This is a genomic window from Streptomyces sp. NPDC003943 (assembly GCF_053605265.1).
Window position 1 is genome coordinate 1 of sequence record NZ_JBSGIW010000138.1, and the last position, 13821, is coordinate 13821.

Consider the following 13821-nt stretch of genomic DNA (forward strand, 5'->3'; position numbering starts at 1 on the left):
CGACCGGGTGCGCGGCGCGCTGATCCCGCTGGACAACGCGAGCGAGTGGCGGCTGGACGTCATCCTCGGCCCCGGCGACCCCGGCACGCCCGGGGAGGTGCTCGCCGCCTTCCCGCCCGAGCGGTGCGCCGAGCTGGTGCGGGCCGCCTCGGGCGTGCCGGATCTCGCCGTGCGGGTCCTTGGCGCCGTTCCGTGGGAGGCCGCCGCCAAGGTGGCGCGCCGGTTCCGCGCCGGCCGGGTCTTCCTCGCGGGCGACGCCGCCCACGTGATGCCGCCGAGCGGTGCCTTCGGTTCGAACTCCGGTGTCCAGGACGCCCACAACCTGGCGTGGAAGCTGGCCGCGGTGCTCGCCGGGCAGGCCTCCCCCGGTCTGCTCGACAGCTACGAGGCCGAACGCCGGCCGCTCGGTGCGGCCACCGTACGGCAGGCGGTGCTGCGCCAGCGGGACCGGCCGCGCGACGGTGGGCGCGGGGCACGGCGGGTGCTGCCGCCCGGTCTCGTGGACGACACCACCGTGTGGTTCGGCTGGCGCTACGCGGTGGACGGTGACGTGTGGGTGACCGATCCGCGCGGCCTGCCGGGGACCCGGGCCCCCCATGTGCCGTTGCTGCGCGCCGGTACGGAGTGCTCGACCCTGGACCTGTTCGGCGACGGCCCGGTGCTGCTGACGGGCTCCCGCCCTGGACCGTGGCCGGCGGCGGCCGGGGCGGCGGCGCGGCGCCTCGGCGTGCCGCTCCGGGTGCACGGCATCGGCGGCGACGGGGCGTACGAGGACCCGGGCGGCGACTGGGCGAAGGCGTACGGCACGACGGACGCCGGGGCGGTGCTGGTCCGCCCGGACGGGGTGGTGGCCTGGCGGTCCGCCGGGGCACCGGACGACGCCGAGGACGCCCTGCACGCCGCCCTCGCCCGGATGCTCGGCCGCTGACGCCCGCCCCGGCGGTCCGGCTCAGGTGTGCTCGATCAGTACCGCGGCGTCGCGGTCGCCGTCCCCGGCCGCGACGACGTCGGCGAAGCGGGCCCGTACGGTGTCGAGCACGGGCATCGCGACACCGGCCCGTGCCGCGTCGGTGACGGCGAGGCGCAGGTCCTTCTCCATCAGCGCGGAGCGGAAGAAGGCCGGCTGGTAGCTGCCCTTGCGCATCAGCTCGGCGCGGAACCGCAGGACCTCGGAGCTGAACCCGCTCCCGGCGATGGTCGCGAGCAGCCGGTCCCGGTCGAGGCCGGCCCGCCCGCCGTACGTCACGGCCTCGGCGAGCGCGGCGACCTGGGCGCCGAGCAGCAGGTTGAGGATCAGCTTGGCGGTGGCGGCGGCGCCCGGCGCGCCGAGCGGCACGACCTCGGAGCCGATGGTCTCGAGGACCGGCCGCACCGCCTCGATGTCGGCGTCGTCGCCGGAGACGAAGACCCGCAGCAGGCCCTCCCGGGCCTGCAGCGGGTTGCCGACGACGCACGCCTCGACCCGGCGCAGCCCGGCCTCGGCGAGCCGGGTCGCGCTGTGCCGGGCGTACTCCGGCGAGACGGTGGAGGTGTCGATGACGGTGCTGCCGGGCTCCAGCGCGGGGACCACCTCGCCGAACAGCACCTTCTCGACGGCGGCCTCGTCGCTGAGGCTGAGCAGCACGGTGCTGACGCCTTTCACGGCCTCGGCCGGCGAGCCCGCGGCCACGGCGCCCTGGGCGAGGAGCGGTGCGGCCTTGTCCGCGGTCCTGTTGTGGACGGTCAGCCGGTATCCGGCGCCGAGCAGGCGGTGTGCCATGCCGCCGCCCATGCTGCCGAGTCCGATGAAGGCCAGAGTGGTGGGGCTCATCGTGCCGCCTTCCTTCGCGTTGCCTGGTGGGAGGGGGTTGCCGCGACAGGGGGCTGTCCCCGGCGCCGGGGGGAGGGGCGCCGGGGACAGCGGTCGCGGGGTGCGGGTCGTTCAGTAGGCCGCGTCGACCTCGTAGACCGCGAACGGCGTGCCGGTGCGGGTGTCCCGGTAGGGGCGCAGCGGCGCCGTGTCGTCGCGGTGTTCCGGACCGGCCTCCCAGTCCTGGAAGGCGGTCGTGCTCGCCCAGCGGCTGACCACCACCAGCGAGCCGGGGTCGTGCAGCCGGAGGAGCAGTTCGTTGCCGAGCATCCCCGGCACCTTGGCGAGCCGTTCGCTGACCTGGTGGTAGGCGGCGCGTACCGCGGCGAGTTCGGCGTCGTCGCGCGCGAACTGGTACACCAGCACCCGCACCTCAGGCATCGGCGCTCGCCGCCGTTCCGGGGATGTGGGCGGTGACCTCCATGGTGTGGAAGGAGCCGCCGCTGCGGTAGGGGTGCAGCCTGGCCCGGTGTTCCAGGTGGGCGGGGCTGTTCTCGAAGGCGCGGAAGCGCGGCTCGTCCAGCCAGTCGCTGACGATCCAGTAGACGCCGTCCGCGCCGGTGTCCTTGCACAGCCACTGCCCGAGGTTGGCCGGGTGGCCGGTGACCGCGTCGGTGCCGCGGTGCCACTCCTCGACGAAGGCGTGTTCGGCGCCGGGCTTGAGCTCCATCCGCAGGGTGACCCGGAACGTCATCAGGAGATCCCCCCGTCGACGCTGACGGTGGACCCGGTGACGTACCGGGACAGGTCGCTGGCGAGCCAGAGGATGGCGCCGGCCACCTCGTCCGGGGTGCCGAGGCGGCCCAGCGCGGTCTTGGCGCTGTAGCGCTCGACCATCAGCTTCCGCTGGTCCTCGGGAAGCGCGTGCAGGTTCTCGGTCTCCACCACGCCGAGGGCGACGACGTTGAACCGGATGCCCTTCGCGCCGAACTCCTTGGCCAGCGAGCGGCTGAGGCCGACCAGGGCCGCCTTCGTGGCGGTGTAGTGCGAGCGCAGCGGGATGCCGGCCTCCACCGCCTTGGAGCCGATGCTGATGACGGACGAGCCCTCGTGCAGCAGCGGAAGGGCGTGCTGGATCACGAGGTGGGCGGCGGTGACGTTGGTGGTGAAGATCCGCTGGAACTCCTCCACCGGCAGGTCGGCGTAGGGGACGTGGCTGATCGTGCCCGCGTTGTTGACGACCAGGTCGAGTCGGCCGTACGCCGTTCCGGCCCGCTCCACCAGGGAGGCGACCTCTTCCGGCCTGCTGAGGTCGGCCCGCAGGACGTGATGGTCGCCGCCGGTCTCCTTCAGCTCTCGTTCCAGCGAACCGACGTGGTCGCTGGGCTGCCGGTAGCAGGTCACCACGTCGACGCCGGCCCGGGCCAGCGCGAGCACGATGCCCCGGCCGACGCCTCGGGTGCCGCCGGTGACGAGGGCCTTCTTGCCCTCCAGGGCCAGGTTCATGGTCTTCCTCCGTGAGGCTGGGCGGTGGGTGCGTCAGAGCAGGACGGACAGTGCGCCGCAGTTGGCGGCGAAGGCGAGGATGGCGAGCGCGCTGCGCCGCCGGTTCCACGGGCCCCAGACGGGGCGCGGGTCGACTTCGTCGAAGTTCTCCGGGAGCCGGCCGGGGTCGACGCCCTGGATCCACCGGTTGATGGGGACGTTCTTGACGAGCGAGATGGTGACGGTGGCGGCGGCGAGCAGCGCGGCGGCCAGGTACAGCAGCCGGGCCGCGGGCGGCCGGCCGCCGACGGCCAGCACCAGGTCACCGGCGAGCGTGCCGAGCAGGCAGATCGGCATCGCCGGGTCGTAGCGGGTGGCGAAGAAGGCGTGCGCGTGGACGTAGCGGTCCGGCGGCAGGGCGGCGAGCAGGGGCCAGCCGCCGAGCTGGGTGCCGAGCAGGACCCCGGCGCCCAGGCCGCTCAGGAGCACCACCAGGGGTGCGAGGACGGCGGTCACCGTGGCTCACGGCGGGCGGCGGCCTCGACCTTCTCCTTGATCAGCTTCATCTGGACGGCGGTGTTGCGGTTGAGGTGCTCCGTCATGCCCGCGTCGTCCACGGGGGCCTGCGGCTTCATGTGGAAGTCCTGGATCCAGCGCATCCGCACCGCGTCGTCCTCGACGGTGTACTCCCAGCGGATGTCCATGAACTCGAACGGGCCGGTCTCCACCCGGTACGCCTCGACCGTGCGGCTCTTCGGGTCGGGGGTGCGGCGCGAGACCCAGCTCCACACGGTGCCGTTCTCGTCGGGGTGCATGGTGAGCCGGAAGGTGACGGTGTCGCCGTCGCGCTCCAGCACCTCGGCGGAGGCGTACTCGCTGAACAGGTTCGGCCAGTTCTCCAGGTCGTTGGTGATCTCCCAGACGGTCTCCAGCGGTGCGTCGATGAGGATCGAGTTGTCGGTGTGGCCTGCCATGGGTGCGCCAGCCTTTCGTCAACGTCCGAGGACTACAGCCGAGTTGAAGCCGCCGTGGCCGCGGGCCAGGACCAGGACACGGCGCAGCGGTGTGGTGCGGGGTTCGTCGGTGACCAGGTCGAGGTCGACGCCGGGGGCGAGCTGCTCGACGCCGGGGGTGTGCGGGACGACGCCGTCGCGCAGCGCGAGCAGCGCGGTGACCACGTCCAGCGGCGCGCCGCCGCCGTACAGCCGGCCGGTGAGCACCTTGGGCGCCGTGACGGGTACGGCCCCGGGGCCGAACACCGCGCTGATCGCCCGGGCCTCGGCGAGGTCCTCGGCGGGCGTGCCGGCGCCGTCGGCGAAGACGACGTCGATGTCACCGGGGCCGAGGGAGGCGTCCGCGAGCGCCGCCTCGATGGTGCGCCGCAGCGCGGGGGGCCGGTCGGAGCCCGGGGCCGGGTCGAAGCCGGCGGCGTAGCCGAGCACGGTGCCGTACCGATGTCCGGCGCCCCGTTCGGTGGCTCCGGCGTCGCTCTCCAGGACCAGGATCGCGCCGCCCTCGCCGGGCAGGTAGCCGGCGGCCGAGCGGTCGAACGGGAGGTAGGCGCGGGCCGGGTCGGTGACGGTGGAGAGCCTGCCGGTGGACAGCTGGGCGCTCAGTCCGTACGGGCACAGGGAGGCGTCGGTGCCGCCGGTGAGCACCAGCCGGGCGCCGCGCCGGGTGAGCCGGCGGGCCTGGCCGATGGCGTCGAGTCCGCCGGCCTGCTCGCCGCAGAGCACTCCGCACGGGCCGCGCATCTTGTGCCGGATGGACAACTGTCCGGTGGTCGCGGCGTAGAACCAGGCGATGGACTGGTAGGCGCCGACCCAGGAGGGTTCGTGCTGGTAGAGCGCCTCCATCTCGTGCTGGCCGAACTCGGTGCCGCCGGACGAGCTGGCGGTCACCACGGCCATCTCGTACTCGGGCAGCGTGGCGGGGTCGGCCCCGGCGTCGGTCAGGGCGGCCTCGGCGGCGGCGAGGGCGAGGTGGGTCCAGTGGTCGGTCTCGCGGGCGACCCGGCTGGGCACCGAGTCGGCGGCGCTGAAACCGGTCACCTCGCCGGCGAGCCGCACCGGGTAGGGGGTGGGATCGAACCGGGTGATCCGGTCGATGCCGGACTTGCCCGCCAGCACGGCGGCCCAGTGTGCCTCCACGCCGAGGCCGGTCGGCGCGGTGACGCCGATGCCGGTGATCACGGGCGGGCGGTGCTCGGTGGACATGGTCAGCTCCTCCCGTGGGCGACCGCCCCGGGCCGCGCCAGGACCATCGCGCTCTGGAACCCGCCGAAGCCGCTGCCGACCGTCAGCACCACGTCGGTGCGGTGCTCGCGGGCGGTGTGCGGGACGTAGTCCAGGTCGCACGTCGGGTCGGGGTTCTCCAGGTTGGCGGTCGGCGGCACCACCTGCCGGTCGAGCACGAGCGCGCAGGCGGCCACCTCGATGGAGCCGATGGCGCCCAGCGAGTGCCCGATCATCGATTTGATCGAGCTGACCGGGACGCGGTACGCGTGGTCCCCGAGGGCGCGCTTGAAGGCGGCGGTCTCGTGCCGGTCGTTCTGCTTGGTGCCGGAGCCGTGGGCGTTGACGTAGCCGACCGCCTTCGGGTCCAGACGGGCCTGGTCGAGGGCGATGCCGATGGCCTCCGCCATCTCGCGGCCGTCCGGCTTCAGGCCGGTCATGTGGTGGGCGTTGCTGCGCCCGGCGCTGCCGACGATCTCGCCGTAGACATGGGCGCCGCGCGCCTCGGCGGCCGTCTTCTCCTCAAGCACCAGGACGGCGGAGCCCTCGCCGAGCACGAACCCGGCGCGGTCGCGGTCGAAGGGCCGGGAGGCGTGCTCCGGGTCCTCGTTGCGGGCGGTGGTGGCCCGGATCGCGTCGAAGCAGGCCGCGCTGATCGGGGAGATCGGTGCGTCGGTGGCGCCGGCCAGCGCCACGTCGGCGCTGCCCTCCTCGATCAGCTGGACGGCGTGCGCCACGGCGTCGATGCCGGAGGTGCAGCCGGTGGAGACGAGGGAGACCGGGCCCTCCGCCCCGGCGGCCCAGGCCACCTCGACCGCGAGCGTGGAGGGCACCATGTAGCCGTACAGGTGCGGGACGCCGTACTCGTGGTCGACCAGCCAGTTCCGGCCCTGGTCGCTGAGGACGGTGTACTCCTCCTCCAGGCCCATGGTGCAGCCGACAGCGCTGCCGAGGCCGACCGCGATCCGCTCGGGGCGTACGGCGGTCAGGTCGAGTCCGCTGTCGGCGATGGCCTCGCGGGCGGACACCACGGCGAACTGGGCGGCGCGGTCCATGCGCCGGATCTCCCTGGCGGTCAGACCGGCGCCGGCCGGGTCGAAGTCCACCTCGGCGGCGATCTGGGAGCGGAACCCGGCGGGGTCGAAGAGGCTGAGCCGGCGGGTCGCGGTCCGGCCCTCGGTGAGCAGCTGCCAGAACGCCTCCCTGCCGACGCCGCCGGGCGCCACCACGCCGATGCCGGTGATCACCGCGCGACGCTCACCGCCGCCGCTCACGTGCCGCCACCCACCCGCGGGTCGGCCGCCTCCGGGTGCGGGACGGCTTCGGTGTCGACGTGCCCGAGCTCGGGGCGCGGCGCCAGCGGGGACAGGTGGAAGACGCACCTGGCCGTCTCGGTGCCGGTGTTCACCAGGCGGTGGCGCACGCCGATCGGGACCAGCAGGGAGTCCCCGGCCGTCAGCCGCACCGGCCGGCCGTCCAGGGTCATCTCCAGTTCACCGCCGATGACGTGGAGGAACTCCTCGGAGTACGGGTGGTAGTGCTCGGTGATGTGGTCGCCGGGCACCAGGGTGAGCGTGCCGCCGAAGCCCGAGGTGCAGCCGACGGTCTTCGGGCTGAGGGTCACCCGGATGTCGCCGCCGCGCCTGGTGTTGGCCTCGGTCTGCGCGGCGGAGACCTTCACCGTGCGGGTGCCGGCGGTGCGGTCGGTGTCGGTCACTGGATCCGCCCCTCGTCCTTGGTCCACACGTAGAAGGGGGTCGCCATGGCGTCCTTGGGCTCCTTCCAGTCCGGGTCGTACGGGCTCACGCAGGCCGCGAGACGGGTGTTGATGTCCTGGTAGAGCGGGTGGCTGCGGGCCTTGTAGAGGTCCGGCGAGATGTCCTGGTCGGCCTCGACCAGGTGGAAGTACAGGTCGTGGAAGCGGAACAGGGTGCGTCGGGAGACACCGACCAGGTGGGGCAGCTCGGTCGCGTCGGAGTCACCGAAGATGGTCGCGATGTCATCGGCCATGCCCGGCTTCAGCCGGGCGACGATCAGGGTGCGGTGCACTGCTGTCCTCCTGGGGATGGGTGCCGACACCGACACGCCAGACTGTCCCCGGGCAACCTGGAGACCGGCTCAAGTACGCGTCCAGACAACGGACTTGAGGCGAACACGAGTCACTGGTGCTGGCATCGTGGCGTCCCGTGTGCCGACCTGTGGAGCGAGCCCATGCCCTTCGCCGCCATCACCTACGAGATCAAGCCCGGCTGCGAGGCCGAACTCGCCGAGATCTTCGGCAGCTTCCGCCGCGTGAAGTCCGACCGGGTGCGCGACGCGGGCGGGCAGGACGCCGGCCGCATCCTCGCCACGGCCGTCTTCCTCCGGGACGACACCCTGGTGCGGGTCATCGAGTACGAGGGCGACCTGGACGCGGTGGCGCGTCACATGGCGTCCCAGCCGGGGGTGCGCGAGGTGGAACGGAAGCTGAAGCCGTACCTGACCCGGCCCCGGGACACCGACACCGTCGAGGGGTTCGTCGCGACCTTCCGGCGCAGCCTGCTGCGCACGGTGGCACAGATCTCGGTACGGGACGCGCCCGCGGCGTCCTGACCGCACGTCCTGACCGAACGCGCGGATCGGGCCGGCCCCCCTCTCCGGGGAGCCGGCCCGATCCGTCAACCGTGCAGTGCGGCCATGCTGTTGAGGGCGAGCGCGACCACCGCGAGAGTGCAGCGCAGCAGGTGCCATCGCCGCCACAGCGGGCGCGGGTCCGTCCAGTCGGCGGGCAGCCGCTCCGGGTCGGTGACGGCCTTGACCCGGCGGTTGATCGGGACGTTGCACAGGTGGGACACGGCGGAGACCCCGAGCAGCAGCACGGCCGCCGCCGCGGCCGGCACTCCCCCGTCGCCGGACACCGCCCACAGGATGTCCGCCAGCGTCGAACCGAGGACGATGACCGGCATGGTCGGGTCCCAGTTCCGGCCCAGCAGCTGGTGCGCGTAGACGTAGGTGCTGGCCGGCATCGCGAAGAGCGCGGGGAGCACGCTCAGCGCGACGGCGAACAGCACTCCGGCGGTGACGCCGCTGCCGAGCAGCGCCAGCACGCCCAGTACCGTGGTCATGGGCCGTCCCTCAGCGCCGGGCCGGATGGGTGTCCACGGTGAGCTGGGCGATGGGCCGCATGACGGCGTCACGGAAGTACGCCGCGAAGCCCTCGGCGGTGGTGGTGTCCCGCTCCTCGGCGAGGTACGGGGCCAGCCGCTCCTCCAGCACGTGCACTCCGCGCTGGGCCGCCATGTGCCGGCCGATCGCGGCGAAATCGCCCTCGTAGTGGATGACCCGGACGAGGACGTCGTCCTTGACGAACACGCCGGTGCCGAGCAGCCGCCCGGCGTGTCCGCCGTCCTCGGCCGGGTAGTCGGGGGTGTCGACCCGCTGGAAGTCCGCGAAGACCGCGGCTATCTCGTCCTCGTGGCCGGGCTTGACCCGGTAGGTGATCGCTGCGTACGGCATCACGCGGCTCGCAGACCGAGGGCGTCGTTGACGAGGCCGAGGAACAGCCGGGGGGTCTCGACGGCAGCCACCTCGTCGTCGGACAGTTCGATCCCGAGCTCCCGGTCGAGGACGCCGGTGACCTGGAGCAGGGCGAGGGAGTCGTAGCCGAGCTCGAGGAACGGGACGTCGATGACGTCGTCGGTGTCGAGGTCGTAGGTGTCGCTGTCGCCGGCGCACTCGCGCAGCTTCTCGATCAGCTCGGGCAGGGTGAACGTGCTCATCGGGCACCTTCCTGAGAGAGGGACGGGATCGGGCGAAAGCTCAGATGGCCCGCAGCAGCCGGGTGGAGGCGGGGCTCTGCGGCGGCAGGGCGAGGGCCGGATCGGCCTCGAGCAGGGCGCTCTGCAACTCGCGCAGCTCGGGGGAGGGATCGAGTCCGAGCTCGCGGCTGAGCACGGTGCGCAGGCGCTGGTAGGTCTCCAGGGCGGTGCTGCGGCGTCCGGCCCGGTACAGGGCGATCATCAGCTGCGCCTGGAGGCCCTCGTGCAGGGGGTACTGGGCGCAGAGTCCCGCCAGTTCGCCGAGCAGTTCGTGATGGCGCCCGAGCCGCAGGTCGGCCTCGATGCGCCGGCCGAGGATGCTCAGCCGGGACTCCTCCAGGGCGCGCGCCTCGGCCTCGAGCAGCGGGCCGCACTGCACGTCGACCAGGGCGGGGCCGCGTGACAGCGCCAGCGCCTGCCGGAAGACGGCGGAGGCGGTCACACAGTCACCGGCCTCCATGGCGCAGTGTCCGCGCCGGGCGAGCCGGTCGAACTCGGCGCTGTCCAGCGTGCCGCCCTGGGTGTCGAGCAGATAGCCGCCGGGCTCGGTGACCAGCACACTCTTGGAGCCGAGCGGCAGATCGGCGGGCAGCTGCCCGTTCAGCGCGGCGGAGATGCAGCCGCGCAGCTGCAGCACGTAGGTCTGCAGGGTGGTCTGGACGCTGCGCGGCGGGTCCTCGCCCCAGACCTCCTCGATCAGTGACTCCACGGACACCAGCCGGTCCGCCCGGCAGGCCAGCAGGGCCAGCACCTTGCGCGGCTTGGCGGCCGTCGGCACGACGGACACCCCCGACTGGTCGACCCGGAGCGGGCCGAGCAGGCCGATATCCATATCGCCTTCTCCCTTCGAGGTTCGCGGTGGGGCCGGGGTCAGTCGACGGCGGCGAACATGTGCTCCTCGGCGAGCAACCCGCCCAACACGCCGGGAAGTTCGTCGTCGCGGACGAAGAAGTGGCCGCCGGCCAGGGTGCGGAAGTGGAAGGACGAGGTGGTCCAGCGCTCCCACTGGGCGACGGCGCCCGGGGTGGCGACCCGGTCGCTCTCCCCGGCGAACGCCCAGATCGGGCACGGCAACGGGGTACGGGCCCCCTCGCGCAGCGCCCGGCCGAGGCTGAGGTCGGCACGGGTGGTGGCCAGCATCTCCCGCAGCCACTTGGGGCGTGCGAGGAGTTCCTCGGGCACCCCGCCGAAGGACGACAGCAGGGCAAGCAGCGCCTCGTCGTCCAGGTGGCCGGCCCCGATCAGCGGATTGGGCAGGTCGGGCGGCATGCAGGCGCCGACCACCACGCCGACGGGCGCCTGCCGCCCGGAGCCGATCCGGTGCTCGGCGAAGCGGTAGGCGACCAGGGCGCCCAGGCTGTGGCCGTAGAAGGCGTACGGGCCCTGGTCGAGCAGCGGACCGAGGTGCTCGTCGAACTCGTCGAAGAGCGAGGCGACATCGGTGATCCGGGCTTCGCCCAGCCGGCTCTCCCGGCCCGGCAGCCGGACCGGCACCACCGAGACCTGGGGGCCGATCCGGCCGGCCCAGCCGGCGAAGGTCATCGCCCCGGCCCCGGCGTGGTGGAAGCAGAACAGCCGAAGTGGCGCCCCGTCCCGCGGTCTGGCTGCGAAATACCGGTTCACGCGGCCTCCTTCGCCCCGTCGGCACCACCGGAAGGCAGTGCCCGACGATGGTGGCCAAGGACTCTGGAAGGTCGCTGGACGTGAACTGGAGAAGCGATCGAAGGGGTCTTCGGCGTACGGGCCGTCTCAGCCGGCGAGGCTGCTCCGGGCCGGTACGGCGGGTGCCGTGCCCTCCAGGCCGTAGTCGTCGACCGGTTCGCCGCGCAGGATGGCCCGCTGGAGGTGCTGGAGCACGGCGGACGGCTCCAGGCCGATCTCCTCGATGAGCGTCTCGCGCAGCTGGCGGTACACCCCGAGCGCCCGGGGTGCGCGGCCGGCCCGGTACAGGGCGACGATCAGGTGCGCGTGGAGCGCCTCGTCCAGCGGGTGGTGCCCGGTCAGCGCGGACAGTTCGCCGATCACCTCGTGGTGCCTGCCGAGCCGCAGGTCGGCGCGGATCCGCCGTTCAAGGACCCCGATCCGGGACTCCTCCAGGCGGGTGGCCTCGATGCGCAGCTGGGATCCGTGCCGTACGTCGACCAGGACCGAGCCGCGCCACAGCGCGGAGGCCGCGCCGAGCAGGGCGGAGGCGTGCTCCATGTCGCCCGCGGCGAACGCGGCGTGGCCCGCGGCGGTCAGCCGGTCGAACTCGTTCGCGTCGACCGCGGAGGGTGCCACCTCAAGCACGTATCCGCCGTGCCGGGTGGCCAGCACGTGCTCGGCGCTGCCGGGCAGCCCGCTGCGGGCGGCGGCGGCACGCAGCATACGCCGCAGCTGGAGGATGTAGGTCTGCAGCGTGGTGGCGGCGCTGCGGGGCAGGTCCGCACCCCACAGCTCCTCCATCAACTGCGCCACCGAAACGACCCGGTTGGCGTTCAGCGCGAGCAGCGCGAGGATCTGGCGCGGCTTGGCGGCCGTCGGGACGATGGACCCTCCGGAGACGGCAGCGGTCAGTGGGCCAAGGACCTGAATTTCCATTCGTGGCTCCCCCGTCTCTTTCCGCGAATGCCGGGCTGCGGGTGCGTCCGGTCATTTCGGATCTTGGCACGGGGAGCGGGCCGGGAACAGTGAGATCTTCAGGAGTCGGACAGGAGTGTGCGGCTGCGGACGGAGGTGAGATCTTCACGTCACGGGCGTGAACTACGCAGTGGCGCGTTCCGGCCGGCCACCGGATGATGGACCTGTCAACAATTCCGCCAGCAGACCGCCGGACACGCGCAGGGCGTCGAGACCGTCGCCGCTCTCGCCGAATCCGGCGTCGTACAGGGCGACGCTGATCGTGTAGCGCCCTCGCACCTCGCAGGTGTGGAAGCTCCACTCGTCGCCGGTGCCGGGCGAGCCGTCCGGGAGCAGTACCTCCCGTGCCTGACGGTCCTGCGGTCCGAAGCCGAACTCGGTGAAGCGGAACCGCATGCCCTGGCCGATCGCCTTGCTGTACGCCTCCTTCAGGGTCCACAGCCGGACGAGGGCGCGGTTGCGCGCGTCCTCGGGGAGCTTCGCCAGCTCGGCCAGCTCGTGCCGGGTGCACATCTGTGCCTCGGTGCCGAGGCCGGTCATCCGGCGGTCGTTCAGCTCGGCGTCGACGCCGATCCAGCCCCGCCGGGTGAGCCCGACCACGATCAGGTCGGCGGTGTGCGTCAGGCTGATGTCGAGCTGTTCGTGACCGCGCAGGTACGGGCGTCCGCCCAGTTTGTAGGCCAGTTCCAGCGCCCCCGGCGGCTCGCCCACCATCGCTCCGGCGGTGTGTTTGAGCATCAACCGGGAGGCCACGAACCGGGCCTTCACCATGGGGTGCCGCATGCGCCGGAAACGGGCGTGGTCCTGCCCGAGCTGATCGGGCAGGCCGGGGTCGCCGAGGTCGGCGGGCAGCCAGTCGTCCAGCCGGGCGTGCACCAGCGCGCTGCCGTGCCGGGAGATCGCCTCGCGCACCTCCGCCCAGGGACCGTCCGGTCCGCGTACCTGGATCGGACGGGCGAACACGCGCCGGATCCGCGGGTCGGTCACCGGGTCCAGTGCGGAGCCCATTCAGACCGCCCCGAGCGCGGCGAGCCGCCGGGTGAGGAGTCCGAGGATCGAGCCGACGGTGCGCAGCTCGGGCAGGATCTCCGGCATCGACAGTTCGCCCAGTTCGGGGAACCGCCGCTCCAGCTGGCACTTGAGTTCCAGCAGCATCACGGAGTCGAAGTCGAGGTCGTCCACCAGCTGCAGCTCCTCGTCCAGAGCGCCGTCGTACTCCTCGGGCCCCTCGGTCGCGTCGCCGTCGAGCAGTTCCGGTGTCATTCCGCTGACGCCGAGCAGGGCGAGGCGCAGCCTCGGTGCGACCGTGCCGACGGTGACCGTGCCGACGGTGGTCGTGCCGGCCGTCATGACGCGGCCCGCCCGCCGCGGCCCGCGGCGGTCGCCCGGTCCGCGAGGTGTGCGGCCAGGCCCCCCACGGTCTCCGCCGCGTAGATCTCGTCGGGCTCCAGTTCCAGCCCGAAGACCTCGTCGAGCGCGCCGATCAGGCCGAGCAGCCGCACGGAGTCCATGCCGAAGTCGAGCAGCGGCCGGCCGGCGTCGTCGTCCCCGTGGATTCCGGGCGGCGCGCCCGCCTGGAGCCGCGCCCCCAGCCATGCGTGCAGTTCGTGCTCGGTACCGTCCAGCGCGGTGAGCACCAGATGCCGCCGCTGCCACGTCCGGTGAGTCATCGGTCTTCCCTTTCCTCTCGTGCCGCTCGCTCTGCTCCGGGCGCGCCGGGGGCGCCGGCCAGGGGTGTGTCGTAGAGGTCGTAGCTGCGGTGCTCGCGGTACCTCGCCAACAACTCGGCGAGCAGCGGTTCCTCGTGGTCGGGGTCGGCCTTCGGCAGGGCGGTGCCGAGGCGCCGCAGCACCCGGGTGAGAGCCGCCTCCAGCCAGTCCGGGCGGGCCAGGAAGCC

22 protein-coding genes are annotated in these 13821 nt (G+C 73.1%); 2 read left to right on the forward strand and 20 right to left on the reverse strand.

Annotated features, from left to right (window positions below):
- Positions 1-928, forward strand: a 928-nt coding sequence (locus ACWEV0_RS33940) for an FAD-dependent monooxygenase (protein ID WP_453153635.1), incomplete at its 5' end; no start/stop codon positions are given.
- A 21-nt stretch (positions 929-949) separates the two neighbouring features.
- On the opposite strand, the gene ACWEV0_RS33945 is transcribed toward ACWEV0_RS33940, so the two are convergent.
- The 10 genes from ACWEV0_RS33945 to ACWEV0_RS33990 all read right to left on the reverse strand — a co-directional run bounded on the left by ACWEV0_RS33945 (position 950) and on the right by ACWEV0_RS33990 (position 7557).
- The gene (locus ACWEV0_RS33945; protein WP_453153636.1) at positions 950-1810 is read right to left on the reverse strand and encodes an NAD(P)-dependent oxidoreductase; all 861 of its coding nucleotides are present in this window, start codon (positions 1808-1810) and stop codon (positions 950-952) included.
- 111 nt (positions 1811-1921) lie between these two features.
- Positions 1922-2230 (reverse strand): antibiotic biosynthesis monooxygenase family protein, encoded by a 309-nt coding sequence (locus ACWEV0_RS33950; protein WP_116157706.1) that lies wholly within the window; start codon positions 2228-2230, stop codon positions 1922-1924.
- Complete coding sequence (locus tag ACWEV0_RS33955) at positions 2223-2543, reverse strand: antibiotic biosynthesis monooxygenase family protein (RefSeq protein WP_453153637.1); 321 nt, start codon at positions 2541-2543, stop codon at positions 2223-2225. The genes ACWEV0_RS33950 and ACWEV0_RS33955 overlap by 8 nt, the downstream gene beginning before the upstream one ends.
- Positions 2543-3295, reverse strand: a complete 753-nt coding sequence (locus ACWEV0_RS33960; RefSeq protein WP_453153638.1) for an SDR family NAD(P)-dependent oxidoreductase — start codon at positions 3293-3295, stop codon at positions 2543-2545. The genes ACWEV0_RS33955 and ACWEV0_RS33960 overlap by 1 nt, the downstream gene beginning before the upstream one ends.
- Positions 3296-3328: 33 nt before the next feature.
- Entirely contained in the window at positions 3329-3790 is a 462-nt protein-coding gene (locus ACWEV0_RS33965) for an anthrone oxygenase family protein (protein ID WP_453153640.1), read from the reverse strand.
- Positions 3787-4248 (reverse strand): SRPBCC family protein, encoded by a 462-nt coding sequence (locus ACWEV0_RS33970; protein ID WP_453153641.1) that lies wholly within the window; start codon positions 4246-4248, stop codon positions 3787-3789. The genes ACWEV0_RS33965 and ACWEV0_RS33970 overlap by 4 nt, the downstream gene beginning before the upstream one ends.
- Before the next feature lie 18 nt (positions 4249-4266).
- On the reverse strand, positions 4267-5490 hold the full coding sequence (locus tag ACWEV0_RS33975; RefSeq protein ID WP_453153642.1) for a ketosynthase chain-length factor: 1224 nt from the start codon (positions 5488-5490) through the stop codon (positions 4267-4269).
- A gap of 2 nt (positions 5491-5492) precedes the next feature.
- Positions 5493-6782 (reverse strand): beta-ketoacyl-[acyl-carrier-protein] synthase family protein, encoded by a 1290-nt coding sequence (locus ACWEV0_RS33980; RefSeq protein WP_453153643.1) that lies wholly within the window; start codon positions 6780-6782, stop codon positions 5493-5495.
- A complete protein-coding gene (locus ACWEV0_RS33985; protein WP_453153644.1) occupies positions 6779-7225 on the reverse strand; it encodes a cupin domain-containing protein in 447 nt (148 codons plus the stop codon). Before ACWEV0_RS33985 ends, ACWEV0_RS33980 begins: the two co-directional genes overlap by 4 nt.
- The gene (locus tag ACWEV0_RS33990) at positions 7222-7557 is read right to left on the reverse strand and encodes a TcmI family type II polyketide cyclase (protein ID WP_453153645.1); all 336 of its coding nucleotides are present in this window, start codon (positions 7555-7557) and stop codon (positions 7222-7224) included. Before ACWEV0_RS33990 ends, ACWEV0_RS33985 begins: the two co-directional genes overlap by 4 nt.
- 162 nt (positions 7558-7719) lie before the next feature.
- Between ACWEV0_RS33990 and ACWEV0_RS33995 the strand changes: the two genes are divergently transcribed.
- Positions 7720-8100 carry a SchA/CurD-like domain-containing protein gene (locus tag ACWEV0_RS33995; protein WP_453153647.1) on the forward strand — a complete coding sequence of 127 codons (381 nt, stop codon included), beginning with the start codon at positions 7720-7722 and terminating at the stop codon, positions 8098-8100.
- A gap of 65 nt (positions 8101-8165) precedes the next feature.
- Here ACWEV0_RS33995 and ACWEV0_RS34000 read toward each other — a convergent pair whose 3' ends face one another.
- From ACWEV0_RS34000 to ACWEV0_RS34045, 10 genes are all read right to left on the reverse strand, one after another.
- The gene (locus ACWEV0_RS34000) at positions 8166-8612 is read right to left on the reverse strand and encodes an anthrone oxygenase family protein (protein WP_453153649.1); all 447 of its coding nucleotides are present in this window, start codon (positions 8610-8612) and stop codon (positions 8166-8168) included.
- A gap of 10 nt (positions 8613-8622) precedes the next feature.
- Positions 8623-9003, reverse strand: coding sequence for a SchA/CurD-like domain-containing protein (locus ACWEV0_RS34005; RefSeq protein ID WP_453153650.1), 381 nt, complete (start codon positions 9001-9003; stop codon positions 8623-8625).
- On the reverse strand, positions 9003-9266 hold the full coding sequence (locus ACWEV0_RS34010) for an acyl carrier protein (RefSeq protein WP_453153651.1): 264 nt from the start codon (positions 9264-9266) through the stop codon (positions 9003-9005). The genes ACWEV0_RS34005 and ACWEV0_RS34010 overlap by 1 nt, the downstream gene beginning before the upstream one ends.
- Before the next feature lie 40 nt (positions 9267-9306).
- Positions 9307-10137 (reverse strand): AfsR/SARP family transcriptional regulator, encoded by an 831-nt coding sequence (locus tag ACWEV0_RS34015; RefSeq protein WP_453153652.1) that lies wholly within the window; start codon positions 10135-10137, stop codon positions 9307-9309.
- A gap of 38 nt (positions 10138-10175) precedes the next feature.
- Entirely contained in the window at positions 10176-10928 is a 753-nt protein-coding gene (locus ACWEV0_RS34020) for a thioesterase II family protein (RefSeq protein WP_453153653.1), read from the reverse strand.
- 126 nt (positions 10929-11054) lie between these two features.
- Positions 11055-11885 (reverse strand): AfsR/SARP family transcriptional regulator, encoded by an 831-nt coding sequence (locus tag ACWEV0_RS34025; RefSeq protein ID WP_453153654.1) that lies wholly within the window; start codon positions 11883-11885, stop codon positions 11055-11057.
- Positions 11886-12047: 162 nt separating this feature from the next.
- On the reverse strand, positions 12048-12932 hold the full coding sequence (locus ACWEV0_RS34030) for a 4'-phosphopantetheinyl transferase family protein (protein ID WP_453153656.1): 885 nt from the start codon (positions 12930-12932) through the stop codon (positions 12048-12050).
- Positions 12933-13274 carry a hypothetical protein gene (locus ACWEV0_RS34035; RefSeq protein ID WP_453153658.1) on the reverse strand — a complete coding sequence of 114 codons (342 nt, stop codon included), beginning with the start codon at positions 13272-13274 and terminating at the stop codon, positions 12933-12935.
- A complete protein-coding gene (locus tag ACWEV0_RS34040) occupies positions 13271-13594 on the reverse strand; it encodes an acyl carrier protein (RefSeq protein ID WP_453153659.1) in 324 nt (107 codons plus the stop codon). Before ACWEV0_RS34040 ends, ACWEV0_RS34035 begins: the two co-directional genes overlap by 4 nt.
- A partial coding sequence (locus ACWEV0_RS34045) for a hypothetical protein (protein WP_453153660.1) occupies positions 13591-13821 on the reverse strand: 231 nt, incomplete at its 5' end. The genes ACWEV0_RS34040 and ACWEV0_RS34045, both read right to left, overlap by 4 nt.

Coding starts and splice junctions, on each gene's coding strand:
- ACWEV0_RS34030 (WP_453153656.1), bottom strand. CDS start 12,932: ATGGGCTCCGCACTGGACCCGGTGACCGACCCGCGGATCCGGCGCGTG.
- ACWEV0_RS34000 (WP_453153649.1), bottom strand. CDS start 8,612: ATGACCACGGTACTGGGCGTGCTGGCGCTGCTCGGCAGCGGCGTCACC.
- ACWEV0_RS33995 (WP_453153647.1), top strand. CDS start 7,720: ATGCCCTTCGCCGCCATCACCTACGAGATCAAGCCCGGCTGCGAGGCC.
- ACWEV0_RS33950 (WP_116157706.1), bottom strand. CDS start 2,230: ATGCCTGAGGTGCGGGTGCTGGTGTACCAGTTCGCGCGCGACGACGCC.
- ACWEV0_RS33975 (WP_453153642.1), bottom strand. CDS start 5,490: ATGTCCACCGAGCACCGCCCGCCCGTGATCACCGGCATCGGCGTCACC.
- ACWEV0_RS34005 (WP_453153650.1), bottom strand. CDS start 9,003: ATGCCGTACGCAGCGATCACCTACCGGGTCAAGCCCGGCCACGAGGAC.
- ACWEV0_RS34010 (WP_453153651.1), bottom strand. CDS start 9,266: ATGAGCACGTTCACCCTGCCCGAGCTGATCGAGAAGCTGCGCGAGTGC.
- ACWEV0_RS33970 (WP_453153641.1), bottom strand. CDS start 4,248: ATGGCAGGCCACACCGACAACTCGATCCTCATCGACGCACCGCTGGAG.
- ACWEV0_RS33945 (WP_453153636.1), bottom strand. CDS start 1,810: ATGAGCCCCACCACTCTGGCCTTCATCGGACTCGGCAGCATGGGCGGC.
- ACWEV0_RS34035 (WP_453153658.1), bottom strand. CDS start 13,274: ATGACGGCCGGCACGACCACCGTCGGCACGGTCACCGTCGGCACGGTC.
- ACWEV0_RS33955 (WP_453153637.1), bottom strand. CDS start 2,543: ATGACGTTCCGGGTCACCCTGCGGATGGAGCTCAAGCCCGGCGCCGAA.
- ACWEV0_RS34040 (WP_453153659.1), bottom strand. CDS start 13,594: ATGACTCACCGGACGTGGCAGCGGCGGCATCTGGTGCTCACCGCGCTG.
- ACWEV0_RS34025 (WP_453153654.1), bottom strand. CDS start 11,885: ATGGAAATTCAGGTCCTTGGCCCACTGACCGCTGCCGTCTCCGGAGGG.
- ACWEV0_RS33960 (WP_453153638.1), bottom strand. CDS start 3,295: ATGAACCTGGCCCTGGAGGGCAAGAAGGCCCTCGTCACCGGCGGCACC.
- ACWEV0_RS34015 (WP_453153652.1), bottom strand. CDS start 10,137: ATGGATATCGGCCTGCTCGGCCCGCTCCGGGTCGACCAGTCGGGGGTG.